This is a genomic window from Paenibacillus ginsengarvi (assembly GCF_003626695.1).
Classification (GTDB): domain Bacteria; phylum Bacillota; class Bacilli; order Paenibacillales; family NBRC-103111; genus Paenibacillus_AB; species Paenibacillus_AB ginsengarvi.
The window spans coordinates 37,946-57,614 of the sequence record NZ_RBAH01000024.1; the positions used below are offsets into that span (position 1 = coordinate 37,946).

Consider the following 19,669-nt stretch of genomic DNA (forward strand, 5'->3'; position numbering starts at 1 on the left):
GCAGCCATCGTCGATCCCTCCACAAGTTCAGTCGCCCGCTTCGTTCGCGCCCGCCCGCGTTTCGCCGGACAACGCGCCGCGAATCCGGTCGCACAATTCGTTTTCGTCAATCATATCGGCCAAATAAGCTTTCAATTGTTGAAATATTTTGGGCAAAGACATAACCGGGATGCCCAAATCGCTATGGGTGCGGTAGGAAAACATCATCTCGCGAAACAACGCGTAACGCTCCGGGCGGTTGATGCCGACAGACGTCGAGGCGGCCGGCGAATAAGTGGGCAGTTGCGTGCTCGGAATACTGAGCGTATGCTCGAAAATGTAATTCTGCGCACCGGTCGAAACGAAATAATCGGCCAGCAGCCGTGCCTCTTCCTTATGTGCGGACTTGGCGCTTATGCCGACGCCGAGAACGATAACAAGCGTCCGCGGCTCGTAAATGAACGGAACCGGCGCCACATCGTACTCCAGATTCGCATGTTTCCACAAGTTCAGCCCCATGTAGGTGTTCAAAATCATCGACAGCTTGCCTTCCTCGAACATTTGCATAATATCGCCGTTGCTCTCGGACAGAAACAGCGGGAACGCCTTCCGGTTATGAATGATCCGTTTGTACACCTTCATGCTCTCCAGCAGCCGGGTGCCGCGCAAATCGTTCAACTGTCCTGCGTTCCATTCGAACCGTTCACCGCTTTGCAGCAAAAAAAGCGGCCATCTATTCATATCCTGCGCGTGAAAGCTGAATCCGTATCTGCCTTTGCCGTCCGACAATTTCTCCGCGCATTCGAGCAAGTTGTCCCATGTCCAGCTTCCGTCCGGCTCCATCAGCCCGCATTCGCGGAAATGCTCCTTGTTGTAGCAAAGCACGATCGGCGAGAACACGACCGGCCGCATGTACAAGCTTCCCTCATAGGCAAACTGCCCGGCAAGCCCCGGATACACGTCCTCGCGCCCGGTAATCGGCTCCAGCTTCTTGGCGGCTCCGTCCTCGACCATACGCTGAAACTGATAATTGTCCGCCAGCACCAAATCCGCGTGCTCGTTATTTCCTTGCCTGTCAATCTCATAGTTCTCCACCGATATCCACGGAAATTGCCGATGGAAATTGTCCAGCAGCCCGGAAAGCTCGAGATTGCGCTGCGCAACGACGTTGTGGGCCAGCACCAGCTTCACCGGAGGACGTCCAGCCGCCACCCGGTTCCCGATTCTCGGCACCTTCTCGATCCAGCCTTCGCGGACGAGCGTTTCCAACGCGGTGCGCACCGCGTTGTTGCTCATGCGGAATCGTTCCATCAGCGTACGCTCCGTCGGCAAATATTCGCCCGGTGCATAGCGGCCTTCGATCATTTCGTTGCGCAGTGTGCCGGCAATTTGCTCCAGTTGCAGGTTAAATTGTTCCTTGGTCGGTCGTATTCCCATCGTTCAACGCTCCAATGTCAGTCATCTTCAACTACCGCTTAGTTTATCATGAACTTATACTTCCCGCCTCCCCGTCTGCATAAGTAACCCCTGAAACCGCTTATTGACTCTCAAAAATATGATAATATGGGAGTCAAAGAATGAAAAAAGCAATAATCAAGAATGATTTCATTATATATGGCCGCAAAAACCAATGTCAATCCTTATTTATCAAAGTCAGAATGATTAAATTTATATATTATAAGAGTCAAATGACTGTATTGGAAAAGCCCGTATTATACTCTGTGGAGGTTTGCTTGCTTTACTTATAAATGCCGAAAGAACGTTCCTGCATGCTTGCGGTCAGGAACGTTCTTTCTATTAAAATAAACCTTTACTAACAGAACAACGTTGCTCTGTTAGGACCATTTGAGATCGTGCCAAAAGCCGTTTAATTAATGAAATAGTGTCCCTGTTCGATGCCTGGGATCAGTGTGGGTCCCTCGATTCGATGCAATCGGTTGATCAGACCGCTTTGGCTTTATCGGAATGGTGGCTCTTGCGACACCTTCTCCATAAGAGCAGCTACCCTCATTTATTCCTCAAGCCGCAAACGTACGACTTCCCTTCTAGTCTCATCTGTATACGCTTCAAACTTCCGACCCTTCTTTGGTGGCAGCAAAGGGATAATACCACATGCCGTACGCAGGACAATTCTTTTTATAGCCGGTAAAACTCGTATCAATCTCGTCCGATTGCCTCATCCTACCCAGTAGCGTATTCCGATTGTTTTTTAATATGCCGATCTTTCGGTTTTGGATCTCCCGTCGACGTTTATACAAATGGAGGATGGTTCATCTGTCTATAGTCGGTTATAGTGGACCCAGCGGCAAACGCCCGGAATCGAAAGCGCCATCATGGCCGAGCCGGTGGTAGGGCTGAATACCGCGAGAACAGGTTCAAAGAGGAGGCAACAGCTTTATGGTAAACAAAAAAAGGGGGATTACGGCTATGTCCGCCGTATCCACCGTGCTAGCCGCGACAGTCGCATTGGCGGGCTGCAGCTCCAACAAAACAGAAGAAGGCGGCACAGGAACCGGAGGCGCCGTTACGACGCCTAATTCGAACGCGACCGCGGAAGGTTATACGCTTCCGATCGTCAAGGACGGGACAGTGACTTTAAATATCGCCGCCCGCGACTTCCCTTCCCCTTATAGCTATACGAAAGGTTTTCCGGTCTGGCAGGAAATCGAGAAACGAACAGGCGTTAAAATCAACTGGATCGTCACGCCGAACGATCAATACGACAATGTAATGAACGTCAAGCTGGCCGCCGGCAAAGATTTGCCCGACATCATTACGCTGCCGACCGCCGACCCGGTGAAAACGGCCGACGACGGCCTCATTATTCCATTGGACGAACTGATCCGGAAATATGCGCCAAACATCAGCAAATTTTTGAAGGACAATCCGGAAATCGACAAGAAAATGCGTTCTCCCGATGGCAAGCTGTACTCGATCTCCTCGGTTACGTCCGGCGTCGCTTACACCGATCCATACGGCATCCTGATCCGCCAGGACTGGCTGGATAAACTCGGCTTGAAGGAGCCTAAAACGCTCGACGACTGGTATACCGTTCTAAAGGCGTTTAAGGAAAAAGACCCGAACGGCAACGGCAAAGCCGACGAAATTCCGTTCGAGCCCGATCTGAAGCTGAGAGGGCTGACCATCTTCGGCAGCGCGAAAGGCTTGCACCTGTTCTACAGCTCCGGGTATTATCCGGACAAAAGCGGCAAGGTGCAGTTCGAATGGCTCAAGCCGGAAGCGAAAGAGCTGATCGTTTGGCTGAACAAGCTGTATTCGGAAGGGTTGATCGACGCCGAATTTATGACCAAGACGGCGGACGCGGCCCGCGCCAATATTACGCGGAGCGAGGCGGGCGCCACGAACCGGTTCCTAAATGGCAAGGCGAGCTTCGAGTCGGCGATGAGGAAGGCAGGGGACCAAACGGCCGTATTCAACATGGCCTACCCGCCGGCGGCTTCCGCCTCCGAAAACGGTTTTTACGAAAAATACGGCCCGATCAGCGGCTGGTTCGCGATTACGAAGGACGCCAAAAATCCAGAAGTGGCGATCAAGTTTTTGGACTATATCTACGCGAGTGAAGAAGGAAACCGACTCGTTACGTTCGGCATCGAAGGCAAAAGCTATACGATGGTGAACGGCCAGCCGAAATTTACGGAGTTTGCCTACAAAAACCCGGACGGGCTGGATATCAACACGGCGCTTCGTTCGATCGGCGCTACGCCGACGATGCCGTGGATTCGTGCAACCGACGGACCGCTCGGGCAGCAGCCGAAGGAAATTATGGCGCTCGATCCGAGATCGGCGGAACAGGCTTTGAAAGTCGGCCCGTATTTGATCGAAGCTAACCCGTATTCGCTGCCGTCGGTGGAAGAATCCGAAACGCTCGCCCGCTACCAGTCGGAAATTACGACGTACGTCGACTCGACCCTGGCCAAATTCGTCACCGGCGTGGAGCCGATCGATTGGGACAAATTCACGAAACAGGTGAAGGCGCTCGGCATCGACAAAGTGCTGGAAGTGAAGCAAAAACAATACGACCGGTACAAGAAATGACCGGCCTAACTTAAAAAGGAGGCGAAGGCCGTGCGGGCGGAAGCGAACGTGTCGGAACCTGCGGCTCTTCCCTCCCGCGGGAAGAGCTGGTCGCAGCGATTGCGCAAGACGATCAAGCGCGACAAATATTTGTATTTGCTTATTTTGCCCGTCGTGGCGTATTATGTCGTCTTTCATTATGTGCCGATGTACGGGATTATTATCGCTTTCAAAAAGTTTCAGCCGCTTAAAGGCATTTTGGGCAGCGCGTGGGTCGGCTTCCGCTATTTCGAGGATTTTTTTTCGGCCCCTTATTTTTGGCGGCTGATCAAAAATACGCTGCTGCTCAGCTTTTATTCGCTTATCTGGGGCTTCCCGGCTCCCATACTGTTCGCCCTGCTGCTCAACGAGGTTCGGCACAAGGTGTTCAAGAAGCTGGTGCAGACGGTCAGCTACCTGCCCCACTTCATCTCCATCGTCGTTATTGCCGGTATGGTCGTCAGCTTCACCGGGCTGCGCGAGGGCATCATTAATCACGCGCTCGTGCTGCTCGGCTTCCAGCCGATCAACTTCATGGCCGAGCCGGGGTGGTTTCGCACTATTTTCGTCGGCTCCGGCATTTGGCAGGGCTTCGGCTGGGGTTCGATCATCTATTTGGCCGCAATCGCCGGCATTGATCCACAGTTGTACGAGGCGGCGGAAATGGACGGGGCGGGCCGCTGGAAGCGCATGTGGCATATTACGCTTCCGTCCCTAATCCCGACGATCGTCATCATGTTCATCATGCAGATGGGCTCGCTGATGGATATCGGGGTGGAGAAGGTGCTACTGCTGTCCAACCCGCTAACCTACGACACGTCGGACGTTATCTCCACCTTCGTGTACAGGCGAGGGGTATTGAGCCAGGATTACAGCTTTGCGACGGCGGTCGGGCTGTTCAACAACGTCATCAACTTGATCTTGCTCGTGAGCGTCAATGCCTTGTCGCGCCGACTCTCGCAATCTTCGCTGTGGTAGGAGGGCTGTAGCCATGAAATCGACTGGAACATGGGGAGACCGGCTGTCGTACGGACTGATCTGCATCGTCCTGACGTTTGCCCTCCTAATCACGCTTTACCCGTTCGTCTATGTACTTAGTATGTCGATCAGCGATCCGATTCAGGTGATGAACAACACGGTATGGCTGTTCCCGAAAGGATTTTCCCTCGATACTTATAAAAAGGTGTTTGCAGACGGCGAAATTTGGGTAGCCTACGGCAATACGCTGTTTTATACGGTCGCGGGCACCGCGATCAATGTGGTGATGACCTTTCTGGCCGCCTACCCGTTGTCTCGCCGCTCGTTTTCCGGGCGGAAGCCGCTTATGATCGGCATTGTCGTGACGATGTTTTTCAGCGGCGGTCTGATTCCGAGCTTTATTCTGATCAACAATCTCGGGCTGTACGATACGCGGTGGGCGCTGCTGCTGCCCGGTGCGGTCGCTGCGTTCAACATCATCATCGCGCGCACGTTTTTCCAGAGTATTCCAGAAAGCCTATTCGAATCGGCGAAAATCGACGGAGCCAACGACATTGGCATTTTGTTCCGCATCGTGCTGCCGCTGTCCAAGGCGATCTTGGCCGTGCTGACGCTGTTTTACGCGGTCGGCCACTGGAACAACTATTTCAACGCGATGCTGTATTTGACCAATGTGAAGCTGCAGCCGGTTTCGCTGTATTTGATGAAAATCCTTATCCAAAACCAAGACCCGACGATGCAGGACATGCGGGAGGCGCTCGACCGGATGCTGTTCTCGATGCAGCTGAAATATACGATGATCGTCATCACGACGCTGCCGATCGTCTGCATCTACCCTTTTTTGCAAAAATATTTCGTTCGCGGCGTCATGATCGGATCGTTGAAGGAATAGTCACAAGCATAGGATTGCGGCGAAACGCAATAACCCTCTTTTCCGGCTTATTAACGCGGAAGGAGGGTTGTTTGCTTTAAGTTATGAACAGTTAAACCGGTTCAGGAGCGGCCGGGTTCGTCGCCTTCCTGAATGAGGACGCGGCGGTATTCGCCGGGCGTAACGCCGCATATTTTTTTGAACATGCGAATGAATGAGTTGACGTTTTGGTAGCCGATCCGCTCAGAAATTTCGTTGATGCGGACGTCTTTGCCGCCGAGCATTTCCTTGGCCCTGCGAATCCGCAGGTCGTGTACATAGTCGGTAAACGTCATCCCCGTCTTTTCCTTCAGGTACGTCGACAAATAGCTGCGTGACCGCTGCAGCTGCTCGGCGACCGTTTCCAGCGACAAATCTTCGTTGTAGTGCTTTTCGATATAGTCGAGCACAAATTCCTTGACCGGATCGTGTCGGTCTCTTTTTTCACGAATGAGTCGGCAAGTTTCCTCGATGCTTGACGTCAGTACCCGTTCCAGATCAGCGACCGTTTGTGCCTCCTGGATGTGTGAATACGGAGATTGGCTTTCCATCAGCTCTCCGACGTCTAACTGATGCGCCAGCAGCGCCTTGATCAGCTGGGAAGCGACTTCTTTGCTGAACAGAGTAAACTGGTGCGCGTTCATGCCCTTCTGCTCCATCTGCCCGAGCAGGCGGCGCACAACGGCGCTTGCGCCTTCCGCTTCGCCCGCATGCAGCTGCGCGGCGAGCTCTCGCTCCGGGCCAGAAGGCAGGAACAGGAACGGGTCTTCCTCGTACGGCGTTTGTTCCGTGACGATTTCCATATCCTCGGTCAGCTTACGCTGCAGCAGCATGCGACGGCAATCCTCGTACCCCCCGGCCAGCTCAGACGCCTGCAGCAGCTTCGGATGAAAAGCGACGGTTAGTTGACAGTACGCCTTGTCGCGGTCGAAAACGAGCTTTAGTTTGGCCAGCACGTCGAACAGCTTGTTCGGCTGCTCTTCGCCGAAGACGAGCGTCAAAATTTGGTTTTTTTCCGCCTGCACGGTGACGGCGTCGGCGAATTGGTCGGCAATGTTCAGGCTGATAAACTCCTGGATGAAGTAGCTCGCCTTTTCCTGCGTCTCCTCAGTCATTTCGCGGTATTGGCTGGTGAACGCCATCTGAAACACAAGCAAATAAAACGGCTTGTCGGTGTCGCTCAAATCGCGGATGCTGTTAAGCGGATACAGCGACTTGGCCCCACGCAGATAGCCATACTGCTTCAGCAAACTCGTTTTGGCCGTCAAATCCGAGCTCATCTCGCGGTTCGACTTCGCCATATTCGCCATCGTTTCGTGAATCCAGTTCCATTCGACGATGCCGCTTTGGATAGCCGGAGGACGGCCGGACTGCTTCATCCCTTCGATCATCCGCTGAATCGGGTTGTTGAACCGGTAGCTCAAAATGACGGATACGATCAGACCCATCAGCACCGCCGCCGCCATAATCGACAGCAGGATGGCATTGAGCCTCGACGCTTGGGACACGATATAAGCGTCGGGAACCCGATTGACATAGGTGAAACCGGAATAAGCGCCTTTTTTGTAAAAGTAGTATTGGCCGTCTTTCAACGTGAAGCCTTCGCCGCCCGGCAGCATCGCTGCGCTTACGTCAAACGCATCCCCCTGCGAAAACAGCTGGGAACCAGACTCATCCATAATGGCGAAGCTATCGTTGATCGAGAAATGAAACCGCTCGAACAGTTGGGCGCTGTCGATCAACGCGATCAGCAGAAACGGATTGTTGTCGGACACGCGTTTCGATACAACCGGAAACATTCGCCCCAGATCGTTTTCCAATCCGGTGTTTTCGACTCGGTGAAAGGAATCGGCTGGAAGGACGCGGAAGGCGTATTTTTCCTTCGCCTGCTTGACCCAAAACGACTGGCTGTAGGCGGCGGAGGCGAAATTGGTTATGAACAGGTCGCTAACGTTGCTCGTGCCGTTTTTTTCGATCGCGTACGGTTGGTTGGGCATATAGACGATCAGGTTGTTCAAATAGAGGAACGAGTTATTCGTCATGTTCTGAATTTGCCTGAGCACGGACGCGACGGCCCCGTAGTCATAAGGGGCGTTCGGCTTGGCCATCGCGTTCAACACTTCGTTGAACGTCATTTGCAGTAAATCGTTTTGGATCAGGCTGAAATGCTTTTCGTAGCCGTCCACCGTTTTGTCCAGGCCGAGCGTATTGTAACGGATAATTTCCTGCCGGATATTCGTTTTGAAGAAGGTCAAGGACAGCAGGTGAAACGAAACGAACAGCACGATCATGGCAAGGAAGGAGGTCAGCAGCTTGGCGAACAAGGAGTTCCATTTCCACTTTAGAAATCGATTAATTCTCATGAAATGACCCCCTTTCGTCTCTTATGTCGCTTCTCTTAGTTTACTATATATTTATTATGATCGGTATCCCCGCAAAATACAAAAAGCCACCTTCGCGAGATGGCTTTTTCTGAAATGACGAGACCCCTTCCAGGTCAAACGGTCGACGAGCTCCTCGATTAAAGTAGCATTAGTAGTTTTGTAACTATACCCCCGTCTACAGGTTATAAAAATACTGGCTCCGTCAACGGTCGAGGATTCTTAAGCATACATGTTCTTGAGACAAGAAACATCAACCATCCTACCTTTTGCCTCCCTCATACGATCCGGACATCAATCCTAACCATATAGCGGAACAAAACAAAACGTCGGCAGCCGTGGAGAACTTGGCTGCCGACGTTTGTTGAACTGATGTTGCCCCCGATCGAGACGAAGCCACCTGAGGGGTCACTGCAAATCGTTGAGCAGCCGTTTCAAATAAGCCAGATCGGCTTGCGCGAACCATTCGCGATCGCCTTGACGAGGCGCTTCGATACAGATCGGCCCCTCGTATCCGGCTTGCTTCAGCAGCTTCAAATAATGACGGTGGTTAATTTCTCCGTCGGCCAGCCCGATCGCGCTGCGACTGCCGTCGCCCAGTCCGATCGAATTTTTCAGATGAACATAGTAAAGACGATCGCCAAGCAGGTCGATGCTCTCTTTCAAGTCCGGCACCTTTTTGAAATACACGGCATTGCCGAAATCCAGATTGGCGCCGACTACCGGCTTATCGATCATATCGATCAACTTTTTCGTTGGCGCAGGCAAATCGTGAATATAGTTCATATGGGTTTCGAAGGCGAAGCGGAATCCAAGCTCGGCAGCCAAGTCGCCCAGAACCTTAAAGCCTTCCGCCGCATACTGCCATTGTTCGTCGGTCGCAGCCGCCGAACCGTGCTTATCGTATTCGCGGCCGCCGAACGTTTTGTCGACTAAAAATCCGGCCATCGTGTTGTTGACCGTCAGCTTGAACCGCTCGGAGGCCAGGCGATAGAAATGGACGGTTTGGGCGATTTCCTTTTCTCTCGCCTGCGCGTCGGAAACGGTCAAGTTAGGTCCCGGCGAGCCGAAAATAACCTGTTTTAAGCCGGAACGGGACACCGCAGCGGCGATCTGGTCCAAATAAGCTTCTGGTTCTTCATTGATACCATTGCGCACTCTGCGGAATTCGATGCCGTCGTATCCCCACTCCACCGCTTTTTGGCACATTTCGTCAATCGTTTGACCTTGCTCGCAATAGTTCACATGCATAATGATCGGTAACGTCATTGATTCTATTTCCTTTCTGCAAATGGTGTAACGAGCCGCCTGGATATCGGTCACGAGGGACATGTCCAATCTGGTAATTCCAGTCTCCACCTAGTATAGTGCCCTACTGCAGTTATGACAAGTATATACGTAACATCGCATCTTATGAGATGAACAATGGCTTTTTGTTATGGCTAAATTAGGTTTGAAGACACGCTCTAATCCACCTCAAAATTGTTTAACAACGCCAATGCCTCTTCATGATCAGGCTCGAGTTCTAATAAATTCCGCAAATATCTCAGAGCATCCTCGTCCAAATCTAATTCGAAACAACAAATAACGAGACAATAAAATACGGTCGATATGATCTCACCTTCTTCTTGATGTATTGAAATTTCTAAAAAACGTTTGGAGTCCTCGTACATTGCCATCTCAAACAGCAGCAATCCAGCATCGAGCGCCAAATCATAGCGCTGCTCCATTACATAGTACGATGACCACATAAGCTGTATGCCTCGCAATATATCCTGCTTTTCTTCGTCGCTTGCATCCGGCAACAGACTAGAGATCCGCTTCGTACTTTGAATGAAAAATTCCGCATCATATCCGCCCAAACGCCAAAAACTCAAGATTTGTTGGAGTCCCATGTTATCTAGATTGCGATCTACCCATATCTTCAAACTGAAAAACTCATCCGGTCCAAAGCGTTTAATGCATCGACGATAAGCTAATCTTGTATTGAAATAGTTCATCGGTTTATCCAAATTAAGAATACAGCCCACGTTTAAATTTTTATAATTATGTGGGGGAAATAACGCCATGGCTCCTTTTCGTTCAAAAACATGCTGAATCGCATGGTAGTTTGCCGTTAATGAAAAACTTCCGTGGAGGATCAACTCTGGCGGTTCTGCGAATTTCCAGGTATCAAGCAAATGATCTCCCTTGTCTGCCGTTATTAATAGGAATCCCGCCGACGGAGACAGCCGATTCAAACGCTCCAAACAAGTGATTCCAGCGAGAGGAAACAAAATATGCGAATCTTCTAGTTGTTCCTGATAAATTGCAATGACATCACGGTAAGGATAGGTTTTTTGTTCGTACTCGGGTGCCCGCCGATACTCATAATGCAAAGATATTTGTTCTAACAATTCTGATGGTTTAAGTGAATCATGATGTTCGGGATATTCGACAAAAACATCAGCTTCATAAATTCGACCGTCACTTATATAAAGCAACTCTTGTGGAATGCTATCAAAAAAGTAGTTGGCAACAAGGATTAACGGTTGTTTTAAATCTCCTTCACCAATCGTTGCGCCTGATACAACAAGGTTCAGAACCGTATCATGAACAGCATCAAATCGCGCAAAATCGAGTAATCCCTCGGCAATAAAAGATTGCAGAGCAGGATGCTCCCTCCAAGCTAGAACATTGTTTATCGCCAAATCCGTCATAATATAACGGAACGAAGGTAATGTAGTCCCAGCATAGTCTCTTAACTGGCACAACTCACTTAACACATGGAAAGCAAGACGTCCCGCTCCTGCACCAAGCTCCACAATCATAACAGGTTCCGAACTATATTCCTTATTCGCTCGATCTTGAAGAAACCCAAATATCATTTCAGCATAGGAAGTAGCGATCATCGGATTACTCGTTATATATTGAGGAACTTGATCATTGTTCCAAGCCTTCGTTCCTTCTTTTTCATAATACTTCCGCTGAATATTCCATATAGGCGCTTCACTAAAGCGGTAGCGTTGTTTTTTTATAAGTGTCATTACAGCTTATCCTGCTCTCTGAAAGTTATAAGATACCTCAATTGTTATACTGCGTTTATTTTGAAATTTCCGGTGAATGGAATTGTGTACATTCCGAGAAGGCCCTTTTTATTTTAACACATATTGGAAGTATCCTGCCCGTTCGCGCAAAGACGGCAGCCGACATTTTGGCCGGCTGCCGTCGTGCATTAAACGAGGTGATCGTACGGTTTTATTTCCCTTTGATAAAATTCGTATAATTGATGAATAGAAGAACTTGAGAAGATAGGACCGGCTCTTTCAATTTTCTCACGTTTCCAATCGAACCAACGCATTTCCTTTAACTTATCAATTTCTTTGTCTGTAAAGCGTTTCTTTATCTCTTTAGCAGGGTTGCCGCCTACTATCGTATATGGTGGGACATCTTTTACTACAACTGATCCTGCTGCAACTACGGCACCTTCACCTATTCTCACACCAGGCATAATCATTGCATTCATGCCAATCCAGACATCACTTTCAATGATTGTATCCCCTTTTGGTTCGTAAGAGGTTTCAATGTGCTCTACAAACGGATACACCGTAACCCATTCAGGATGATGATTGTGATTTCCACCCATTAAAATAATTACACCACTTGCAATGCATACGTATTTTCCTATAATTAACTTATCTAAAAGCCACCCATAGTCTTCAATGGGGTTAAATAACTTTCTTGATTTTTCATCTCCCCAGAGGTATCTAACACACCCATCTTCAAAATCATGATTATCATAATAACCAGAGTAGTATGAGTATTCCCCTACTTCAATCATTGGGTTGGTGACAATGTCCTTTAAATACTTAATTTCAGACCAGTGGTTGAATCGATGTTGTTTCATTCTTTTCCCTCGCTTCTAAGTAATTTGAAACATTTTTTACTTAGAAGCTTCATGCAGTAGCAACATTCTTAAACCGTTTCAAACGACGAACCATCGTCCTCATCCGTTTCCTATTTGATGAGGACATTGTAACAAACGAATCATTTTTTCGTCAATTTATAAAACAAAGCGGTCCCTCCCTATTTTCCACTAGGGAAAGACCGTTTTGTTTTATGGCAAACCAATCAATACCAGATCCCGACTGCTCCTGCAACTTCCCAATTGCCGTCCGACCTGCCGACAAGCGAAATCGAATCCCCCCGATTCGCCGATTGCACGTCCGGCCCCCCTCCTGCCGGCTTAAATATCGCCGCCCCCGGTTGCGGCACAAGCTTGATCGCATGGGCGTCCTCTACGGCGAATTTGTAAGTATAGCCTCTTTTTGCGGGAGGAAGCGTCAGAGCCATATCGCCCGAAGCCCCCGCGTTCGTTATCGTATGACCGATCCAGCTCGTATTGACCGGACCCGACGCCGTAACGTTTCTAACAGGCGACGGAGCGGTTGCAGCATGCACGTCCTCGGTCATCGGATCGATATGGTACAAGCTTTGCGCACCGCCTATAACGCGGCAGTTGTCGAAAATGACGTTTCGAATCGCTTCGTTACCGTTGCGCTTAACGGCGAAACCGCGAACGATAAGCGGAGCGGCCCGATCGTCGATCGACGAGCAGCCGATAAACTCGACATTGCCGATTGCCGCCCTCGGCTGCTGCGGAACCGTCGAGACGATGAAGGAGGCGCCGTAGCCGTATGGATCTTCAGGCGCATTCACGGTATTGCAGTTGATCGCTTTGCAGCGGACGAACGTCGTCTTTACGCTTTCCGACGAATTGGACAATACCGAATAGCCGCCGTACTGCTCGTTTTCGGCCATACAATCGATGAACTTCACATCCCCCTTTACTGCCCTTACGCCGTCGCCTCCGTAATTTACGGAAGAACCGAACGAGTTTCCCCGCGTGCGGCAGTTTTCGAACGTAATGTCAACCCTTTCGTTCGACGCCGTCAACTTCTGCAGGGAGACGAGGAAGCCGCGCCCAACATTGCCGTCCGCCATGCAGCCGACGAAACGGACTTTTTTCAATACGTCAACGCCGGTGTTGTTGTTCGGCTCGATGTCGACACCGCTCTTTGGCGCGGTGCCGGTCGTGTTCGTAAACCTGCAGCCATCCGCCAAAAAGCCGTCTACCGAAATGATGGATAGTCCTTGTCTACGATTGTTGTCCGCTGTGCAATCACGCAGCACGACATTTTTGCAGTAAGACTTGGTAGCCTCATAGTTGCCGACGTAGAAGCCGTCGCCGCCGCTGTCGTTTGCGCTCAGCCGCTCGATTGTCACGTTCTCCGAGCCGCTAATATCGAAAATGTGCGCCTGCTCGCCAGTTAAATAGGCGGCTTTATTCATTTTCAGAACCGCCCCGTTGCCGAGAATGAGGACGTTTTTCACGTTTTTGATGCGAATCAGGCGCTCGTAAGGCGCTTTCAGATTAAGCGTATCGATCGCTTGCACGACCGTACCCGGCTCGAATTCGATCACGATATCGCCTGGCACGAAAAGCTGGCCGGTCAAGTAGAAGCCGTTCGCCTGTTTCGGAATCCACAGCTTTCTCCCGGCTGCCGCATTCAGCGCGTTTTGCAGTGCAGCGGTCTCAACCGTCGCGCCGTCGCCTTTAGCTCCGAACCAGGAGGCGGATACGGTGCCTGTCATTACGCGTTTGAATCGTTTGCCGCCGGCGGTTACTACAACCGTCCCTGTATTATCCGGCGTGGACGTATCTGTCGGATCGTACAAGAAGCAGCCTTCTTTGCCCGAATCGGTGACGAAGTAGGCGTCTTCCGGACGGGTATCCGCACCGCCGCGCAGCTCCGAGAGTGTCGTTTTGACGCAAAAATCGATGTTCTCCAGGTCCTTCCAATGAAACTTGCCGTCAACTTTATCTTCTTTGCCGTATACGTTCTCCGTTACGCTGGCTTGTCCGTATGCGACCCCGGCTCCCGCATTCAACATCCCACCGGTCGCCAGCGTAGCGCCTGCCGCGCCGAGCGTTGCTAGCAGTTTCCTTCTGCTGATCGTTTCCATCAAGACATTCCTCCTCGTTATTCACTATCATTCGGTTCAAACCGGCGTAATCGTCAAAGCTCCCGCATCGGTCACTCCGATTTTGTAAGCGGTTCCATTGGGCGAATCAATCTTCACTTCCGTTGCCGTCAATCCGCCTGCCGTTCCGATCGGGGCCCATGTCCCGGGCGTGCCGTCCGCCGTGCAAACCCAGCCGGTCGGGGCATACGCGGCCGGCTGCACGTTCCATAAGACGGTGCCGCGCTTCCAAGCTCCCGCTGTCGGTATGGCGGTTGCCCACCCGACCACAGCCCCTTTCGTCTGCACTTCCGGGGTTGTCCATTTGGCCAAATTAGAGCCCCCGGAAACGGAAACGCCTGCGCCGGTAAATACATTGTCGGACGTGATGCGCAAATCCGAACCGGCTGCGGCGGCATCCACTAAAATGCATCTGACTCCACATTCGGTTACGTTGCCGTCGAACAGCGAATCGGTAACGACGTTTCCGAAAAAATAGCCGCCTCCGGTCACGTTCGTCATTTGATTGCCCGAGATCAGATGGCGGCTTGTCCCGATCGAGCCGGCAAATCGGACCGCACCGTCCGATGATGTTATGTTTTTAATTTGATTGCCGGAAAAACGGATCGCCTGACAGCTTTGAAACGTAACGGCAACGGTACGCGCGGCGTCGAATACGTTGTCTGCAATGACCGGAGCTGCAGCGTTAGCGATGTTCCAGCCAGCGGCGCCGGTCGAATAATCGCGGTTTCTGCTTATTACAAGCCCCTTCAGCACATTAGAGCTTGTAATCATGCGCCCGGTTCCATAAAATTCGTTGTCCCGGATCGTTACATGTTCAGCGCTGCCCGCTGTCGTGCTGCACCGAAACAAATAGCTCGATTTCCCTTTGTTCCCAGCAATCGTAATGCGGCGGTTCGGGTAGGCAGCGTTTGGATTGTACGAATTGACGAAATAGATTTCGCTGTAAAATTCGTTCCCCTCGATCCATACGTCCTCGACCAAATCCGATCCGGTGGACGACGAATTCGGCTCCAGATCGATTGCCGCCACATACGGATACGGGTCGCTGATCACGTTGCAGGCGATCCGCACTTTACGGCCGGATACGACCGCAACCGCGCACCGCCGCCGATTGCTGAGCACGTTCTCGCGGACTTGCACGTTTTCGCAGGGCGCCGCGTAGTCGGAGCCGATATATACGCAATCCCCGTAAGGCGCATGCAGCCAATTGTTATGCACATAAACATTTTTGGAGTATGAGACGTAGACGAGATGGGACCATTCGCCCGCCGTGCCCGTTGAGTACCCACCGTTCAAGTAAAGTCCGGATACGGCAAGGCCGCCGCCTTGATACCCTACGATGAGAAACATCCGTTTGGCCAACTGGCCGTTAGGCCCGTCCATGCGGATTTCCGGCATGCCGACGCCGAATATGGAGTTCGTCAGCTCGACTGGGGCGGACAGCTTGTAGTAGGCTGACGGAGCAGGGACCAGAATAGGCTTGCCCGTAGCCGCCGCCGCTTGGAACCCCGCCGTATCGTCGGCCGTTCCGTCCCCTACTGCCCCGTAATCGAGAACGTTCGCCCAGCCGGGATCGGCCGGACTTAGCAAGGTCCCTCCGCTGTAAACGCTGGAAACGACGCTCTGTCCCGGCGCAGCGGCGGCGGCCGGAGTAAGCAGATGCATGAACGCTCCGCCCGCCGCAACCGTCATGCTTGCCGTGCCTATCGCAGCCAGCAATTTGCGCCTGGTTAAGGCCGTTCCCGTTTCCGATTCGTTCGCCGCTTGTTCCAGCCGAGCCTCTTCATTGCCATTTTCCATCCGTTTCATTCCGTCTTCCAGCTTCCGTACTTCCGTCATTTTCATCCCTCCGATTGGAATAGGTATTGAAAATCCGCGGGTCTAAGACGTGCTGTATAAGGCATCACGACGGCGGTTTGCCATTCGCGTTGCTTCGGAATATGAGGGGGACGAGCAGGCTAGCCTTTGAGGCCGGTGGAAGCGATCCCTTGTACGAAGTGACGCTGCGCAAAAAGGAACACGATCATGACCGGCAGCACCGTAATGACCGAACCGGCCATGATGAGTGGCACTTTGTTTTCCACTTCGTTTTTCAAAAACAGCAGCCCGAGCGGCAGCGTGTATAGCTTCTTGTCCTGCAAATAAATGAGCGGCTCCAGCGTCCCGTTCCACGAGCTGATGAACGTAAACACCGCGAGTGCCGACAATGCAGGCGTCGTCAGCGGCAAATAAATGTTGTAAAAAATTTTCCACGGATTCGCTCCGTCGACCCACGCGGCTTCATACAGTTCTCTCGGCAACGTTTTGAAAAACTGATGTAGGAGGAAAATGCCGAACGCCGTGCCGAGAAAGCTGCGCAGAATAAGCGGATAATACGAGTTGAGCATGTCCATTTCTTTCCATATAAAGTAAGTAGGGATCATCGTCACCTGAGACGGCAGCATCATCGTACCGAGCATCGCGATAAAAATCAGATTTCGGCTGCGAAACTCGAAGAAGGCGAGCCCGTACGCCACGATGGCGCACGACGCCACCGTTCCGACCAGATCCAGCACCGTTACGAATAAACTGTTCAAAGAATAACGGACGAAGTTGACCTCGATCCAAACCTTGCCGTAGTTGGCCCATTGGATCGGGTCCGGGTACAGCTTCGGCGGAAGTGTCAACTCATCGCCCGGCTTCATGAGCGAGGTCGAGAGCATCTGGTAAAACGGAACGAGCATGAACAGCGCCCCGGCGGTCAAAACGATATAGGCGGCCCACTGCAGCCCGCGCGAAGGTTTAGTCATAGTGGACCCACCTCTTCTCCATCTTTTTCTGGAACAGCGTCACAAGCAAAATGATCGCGAACAAGCCCCATGACCATGCGGAAGCCGTACCCATCTTGGCATTCAGAAACGCATCCCGGTATATCAAAATGTTCGGCACCATATTGCGGTCATGAACGGCATTGATGTCGCCAAGCATAACAAGGAACACATCGAACGCATGGAACGCCGAGATCGTTGAAAGAATCATGACCATGTACACCATCGGCGAAACGATCGGTATCGTGATTTTGGTGAAAAAAGTCCAGCCGTTCGTTCCGTCGATCCGGGCCGCCTCAATCGTATCCTTCGATATGCTTTGCATGCCCGCAAGCAGCAGCACCATCGAATAGCCGGCTCCTTTCCAAACGTTGACGATGGCGATCGAGCCGATGACAAGCCACCATTTCTCGCTCGTGACCCACTTGACACCGTCCATACCCATCGATGTTATAACCCAGTTCAGGATGCCGAATTCGCTGTTGTAAATCCACAGCCAAATGAGACCGCCCGCGACCCAAGGCGTGATGACAGGCAAAAAATAAACCATGCGGAACAGCGATTTGAAGCGAATTTGCTGGTTCAATAAGTATGCAAGCAACAGTGCTACTATTGTCTGAATGGGCACGAACAGCAGCGCGAAATAAAACACGTTGCGGAGCGACAGCCAAAAGACGTTGTTTTGAAACATTTGAATCCAGTTTTTCAGCCCGACCCAGGCGGGTGGATTAAACAAATCCCATTTCGTAAAAGTCAAATAAAACGAAAATACGAACGGGAACATGAAAAATACGACCAGTTGAATAACGAACGGGAGGGTGAAGCAAAAGCCCCACCAGCCTTGTTTGCGCATGAAAACACCTCGTCGGGGCCGATAGCGATATCCGGCCCTAGCTTTACATGATGGGAGCCTTACTTATCGTCGTCCAATATGGCCTGCACCTTCGGCTGGATTTCTTTCGCGCCGTCGGCGGCCGTCTTCTTGCCGTCGAGTATGTCGTTCAAAATCGGGGTTGCCGCCGCGCGCCATTCGTTCCAGGTCGGATTTTCGTCCAGCGTGCCGGCTGCTTCCTCGATTCCTTTCGTGAACGCTTTCTTGTTAAGCGGCTTTGTCGTCTGTTTTTCCACAGCTTCGAGCGTCGTTTTCTTTACTGGTAAGCTGGCGCCGCTTTCGGCAACGAATGTCTGCGCCTCGTCGCTCAAGTAATATTTCAGAAACGTCCATGCTGCTTCTTTCGCATCCGGCTTCGCCTTCGAGTAAATGAGCCATTGGTTGACGACGATCGGGACGAACCGTTTGCCGTTCAAGCCGATCGGCATTTTGACGACGTCCCAATCCAAATCCGGCTTGTTTTTGACGAGGCTGACCTGTGACGACGATTGGACAAACGTCATTGCCGACTTGCCTTCCTCGAAATATTTCACGTTTGTTTGCTGTTCGCGCGTCGGGCTAATCTTGTCTTTGTTGATCGTATCCGCCCATTTCTGCAGCCCGTCGATCGTCTTCGGGTCGCCAAACATCGACTTGCCGGCCGCTGGATCGATCGCCGATCCACCGCTCGACTTGATCCATGGAATCCAGCCCAGCGCGATGCTCGCTGCCGTATTGAAGCCGAATTGGTCCGGCTTTCCGTCGCCGTTCGTATCTTTGGTCAGCTTTTTGGCCGCATCCAATAAATCTTGATACGTCCAGTTGTCCGTCGGAAACGGAACATTGCTATCCTGGAACAGCTTCTTGTTGTAGGCGAGCGCGCTGGCGTTAACCCCATGCGGAATGCCATAAATTTTCCCGTCGGCGCCCTTTGCCGACGTCAGCGCATCAATGTAATCCGCTGTCTTCAAGTCACGTTTGATGTAAGGCTCGAGATTTTCCGCCACGCCCCGTTTGCCGTAGCCGAGGATGACCGCATTTTCTTGGAACCAAATATCGGGCGGGTTGTTACCGGCAATGTTGGTGACGATTTTTTTCGTAAAATCGGCCCACGGCGATTCGTCGATCTGCAGCTTAATATGCGGATATTTCGCCTGGAAGCCCTCGATAATTTTTTTGTTCGTAATGTCGTATGCACCCGGCAAACCGATTTTAAGCGTCACTTCCTTCGGCGGCTGGTTACTTGGCGCCGCGCCGCTTCCACCCGAACTGTTCTCTGTTTGGCTGGCCCCTCCGCTCGAGCAAGCCGATAGCGTAAGCGCTGTCATCATGGATAACAAAACCGTTTTATTTGCTTTCATTCCTCGCAACCTCCCATTTTGGATTGATTTTTTGTAGAACACGATTTCGTTATTAATTTTAATGATTTTTATCCATTTTTAGTTACACGTGTTCCTTAAGTTTGGAGTAACTTAGTTCCAGCACCGAACCTTGCAAATGCTAAAATTGGATCTACTAAAGCACTAAGAACCATGATGTTACACGTGTTCGTAATGGATTCAAAACAGCAATCAAGGATAAACCACCGCCGGATTCGAAGGCCCCGTAAAGGAATTACAGCATCCTTTCCGGGCTTCTCCTC

The 19,669-nt window shown here is 51.3% G+C and carries 13 protein-coding genes; 3 read left to right on the forward strand and 10 right to left on the reverse strand.

Features of this window, described 5'->3' with window-relative positions; translation table 11 throughout:
* Positions 1–27: 27 nt before the first annotated feature.
* Complete coding sequence (locus D7M11_RS26675; RefSeq protein ID WP_120750313.1) at positions 28–1,416, reverse strand: extracellular solute-binding protein; 1,389 nt, start codon at positions 1,414–1,416, stop codon at positions 28–30.
* A 960-nt stretch (positions 1,417–2,376) separates the two neighbouring features.
* Here D7M11_RS26675 and D7M11_RS26680 point away from each other — a divergent pair.
* The 3 genes from D7M11_RS26680 to D7M11_RS26690 are packed head-to-tail and all read left to right on the forward strand — an operon-like array spanning position 2,377 to position 5,923.
* Positions 2,377–4,035 carry an extracellular solute-binding protein gene (locus D7M11_RS26680; protein ID WP_120750314.1) on the forward strand — a complete coding sequence of 553 codons (1,659 nt, stop codon included), beginning with the start codon at positions 2,377–2,379 and terminating at the stop codon, positions 4,033–4,035.
* A 30-nt stretch (positions 4,036–4,065) separates the two neighbouring features.
* Positions 4,066–5,031 carry an ABC transporter permease gene (locus tag D7M11_RS26685; protein WP_240041314.1) on the forward strand — a complete coding sequence of 322 codons (966 nt, stop codon included), beginning with the start codon at positions 4,066–4,068 and terminating at the stop codon, positions 5,029–5,031.
* Positions 5,032–5,044: 13 nt separating this feature from the next.
* Positions 5,045–5,923 (forward strand): carbohydrate ABC transporter permease, encoded by an 879-nt coding sequence (locus D7M11_RS26690; RefSeq protein ID WP_120750315.1) that lies wholly within the window; start codon positions 5,045–5,047, stop codon positions 5,921–5,923.
* 101 nt (positions 5,924–6,024) lie between these two features.
* On the opposite strand, the gene D7M11_RS26695 is transcribed toward D7M11_RS26690, so the two are convergent.
* From D7M11_RS26695 to D7M11_RS26735, 9 genes are all read right to left on the reverse strand, one after another.
* Positions 6,025–8,304 (reverse strand): helix-turn-helix domain-containing protein, encoded by a 2,280-nt coding sequence (locus D7M11_RS26695; protein WP_120750316.1) that lies wholly within the window; start codon positions 8,302–8,304, stop codon positions 6,025–6,027.
* Between the two features lie 426 nt (positions 8,305–8,730).
* Positions 8,731–9,591, reverse strand: a complete 861-nt coding sequence (locus tag D7M11_RS26700) for a sugar phosphate isomerase/epimerase family protein (RefSeq protein ID WP_158606844.1) — start codon at positions 9,589–9,591, stop codon at positions 8,731–8,733.
* A 197-nt stretch (positions 9,592–9,788) separates the two neighbouring features.
* A complete protein-coding gene (locus D7M11_RS26705; protein WP_120750318.1) occupies positions 9,789–11,348 on the reverse strand; it encodes an SAM-dependent methyltransferase in 1,560 nt (519 codons plus the stop codon).
* A gap of 188 nt (positions 11,349–11,536) precedes the next feature.
* The gene (locus D7M11_RS26710) at positions 11,537–12,208 is read right to left on the reverse strand and encodes a CatB-related O-acetyltransferase (RefSeq protein ID WP_120750319.1); all 672 of its coding nucleotides are present in this window, start codon (positions 12,206–12,208) and stop codon (positions 11,537–11,539) included.
* A 224-nt stretch (positions 12,209–12,432) separates the two neighbouring features.
* Positions 12,433–14,328, reverse strand: a complete 1,896-nt coding sequence (locus D7M11_RS26715; protein WP_120750320.1) for a right-handed parallel beta-helix repeat-containing protein — start codon at positions 14,326–14,328, stop codon at positions 12,433–12,435.
* Between the two features lie 36 nt (positions 14,329–14,364).
* A complete protein-coding gene (locus D7M11_RS26720) occupies positions 14,365–16,188 on the reverse strand; it encodes a glycoside hydrolase family protein (RefSeq protein WP_120750321.1) in 1,824 nt (607 codons plus the stop codon).
* 119 nt (positions 16,189–16,307) lie between these two features.
* Positions 16,308–17,138 (reverse strand): carbohydrate ABC transporter permease, encoded by an 831-nt coding sequence (locus D7M11_RS26725; protein WP_120750322.1) that lies wholly within the window; start codon positions 17,136–17,138, stop codon positions 16,308–16,310.
* Positions 17,131–18,009 carry a carbohydrate ABC transporter permease gene (locus tag D7M11_RS26730; protein ID WP_120750323.1) on the reverse strand — a complete coding sequence of 293 codons (879 nt, stop codon included), beginning with the start codon at positions 18,007–18,009 and terminating at the stop codon, positions 17,131–17,133. Before D7M11_RS26730 ends, D7M11_RS26725 begins: the two co-directional genes overlap by 8 nt.
* Before the next feature lie 59 nt (positions 18,010–18,068).
* Positions 18,069–19,388 (reverse strand): ABC transporter substrate-binding protein, encoded by a 1,320-nt coding sequence (locus D7M11_RS26735; RefSeq protein ID WP_120750324.1) that lies wholly within the window; start codon positions 19,386–19,388, stop codon positions 18,069–18,071.
* Positions 19,389–19,669: the final 281 nt, after the last annotated feature.